The organism is Acetivibrio sp. (assembly GCF_035371925.1).
GTDB lineage: Bacteria > Bacillota > Clostridia > Acetivibrionales > Acetivibrionaceae > Hungateiclostridium.
The window spans coordinates 1-2,478 of record NZ_DAORXT010000171.1; the positions used below are offsets into that span (position 1 = coordinate 1).

At 40.7% G+C, this 2,478-nt stretch carries 1 protein-coding gene; it reads left to right on the forward strand.

From position 1 onward, the window contains the following. On the forward strand, positions 1 to 2,123 hold a 2,123-nt coding region (locus PLH43_RS13540), incomplete at its 5' end, for a hypothetical protein (protein ID WP_324363991.1). Between the last annotated feature and the right edge of the window lie 355 nt (positions 2,124 to 2,478).

Sequence of the window (2,478 nt, forward strand, 5' to 3'; positions counted from 1 at the left end):
TGATTGCCCCAATCCAGATAAAAAATGCAGACGGTCATTTAGTGGACGGATTTACCTTTAAAACCGGCAATACAACCCGGTATTCCAATGAATCCTCTGTAGGCTTCGGTACCTTTAGAAATGGCGGAGCAGTGGGAATCCATTTCAAATATCCGTTAAAATTCACTTTTTATGCAGGTATGGGGCCTAATGACCTGGCGGCAAAATTTGAAACCCTTCCTGCCAGTGTAGTGGAAGGAGATGACGTTTTAGTGGGAGTAATGGTTAAATCTACTTTCGAAACGGATTTGACCAATGTTCCATACAAATGGGAAATCACAGATAAAGATGGAGAGGTTGTACCGGCTACCTTTTCCGGCAATGCCAAAGCCGGAAAAGGAAATATTGAGAAAATAGAGGCATCAAAAGGCGAATGCCTTCTTTATGCTACCTTTAAAATGCCTGACAGCGATGTCAATATAAAGTTTGAAGTGAACAAGGACGGACAAAACCCAGAGGAAGAATACCTGGATAATAATGTTATTGATTCGGGAGAATTAATAAAGGCTGTAAAAATAATTCCTACTTCAAAAGAGCAATTTGATTTGGACTACAATGTTTTATCAAGGAAGGTGGAATTCCCCCTTGCCGATGTAGACATTGTGGCGGAATTGATACTTCCAAACCCTGAGAACAATTCATGGGTAGGAAATGCACGCGGCAAGCTGAATGTAACAACAAATGAGGCCGGGAATTTATTCAGCGATTTCAATGTTAAAAACAACCCGGAAGTAAATGAAGAAGGAACCAGGTTTGTAAGAAGGCCGGATATAAGTATGATCCTTAAAAGAAGTTCCTTTGGGGACAATCCGGATAGTGGAAAATGCTCGGATTGGAAAACACCATGGGAGCCCATGGTAAAAACCGGCATAATATCTTTTGGAGGTGAGGTTGAAAGAAAATATACATACAAAGAATATAATATTACAACGGGCGAAGAGGAAACTGAAACAAAATCAACTAAAGCATCCTTCAACAGCGGGAAAAAAGCAATAACAATAAGAGCTTTTATATATAACGGCAGTTCCCATATTGCACCGAAGACCTTCCAAAATACAATTGAAAACAATGCAGCCAAGCCTTTGGAAAAGAAGATACTGTGGACATCTACCCCCTATAATTTCGATGTTATCCGCTGGATGTATCATATGGACGAAAACGGCAAACTGATTAATCCCACACAGGTAGACGGTCAATACCAAAGAACCTTTACACAGCAAAACAGCGGAACAATCAACTGGTCAGTACCGGCCGGCATGGCTGCCAATTATAAACGAAGCAGGGATGCTGCAAGAAAAGGCGATACAAGAAATTCCGAACTGGACAGGGCTGTTTTTGCATCAGACAAAGTATATCAAAATTTAGCCTATCCCATCCGGTCGGGCTACTACTTTAACCCCACCGGCACCTACCAATTTACCGTAGAGACGGTAACCTATAAACCCACCAATGCTGATACGGAGGAACACAAGAACCTAGTACAGGCACTTATCAACTCCTTCAGATACGAATCGGATCTTGTGTACATAAACAATAAAAACCAAGCAGTGGATATACAAAACCAGCCGGCAACCAAAAAGGGTACCGTTTATACCGCAAGGCCTGCAGCCATTACGGCGGCTGACCCCGTAGGCTTGAACGGGGTAAACTGGCTTAAAGTAATAGACAGAAAGGCCGATCCCTCCCGCTATGTTAAGACGGTGGAGGAAATCAAACACTCTACCGATGTGGACGGTTCAAATACCCATGTATTTTGGAAAAATGTCCTGGAGGGTTATGAAGAATCGGGCACTCTTTCAAGCTTTAACAACTTTAAATACCGTGAATACGTTAAACCCGGTCAGACCATGTATAAAATAACCGAAAAGACAACGGTGACAATTATAGTCAACCCTCAAAACACAAAGGCATACACCCATATACAAATGGAAGATGCCAAATACCGTGTAAGGGCTTATTTTGCCGATACTGCCCTTGCCAATATCAGCAGTGCCCTTCCCACACTAAAGGGTGTTGTCCTGGATAATATAGAAATAACGGTGGTGGGTTCCGGGTATGACGATATGGGCTTTGATGAACAATAATTGTTGCCCGCCAATATATAGGTGCATACTTTTCTTTAACTCTATTTTATGCACATAAAATATAACGACTCTTAGCATGCAAAAGCTCATGGGCATCGAGTCCATGAGCTTTTTGGTAATTTCACTTTGCAAAATCCCACTAACAAAGATCCCCAGGATAATATACTTCCAAAGGAATCTTTTTTATTAGCTAAACAGTCAAATCATTCTCATTTTTAAAAACAATAGCCTGCTTAAATATACTGCCCACTATGATAAAAAAGCATCCTATAACAAAATAGATTAATAAATGTGTTAATTCCGAACCTATCCCTGGGATTAAATCAGTCAATAACATGTAAGCTTTATATTTAAA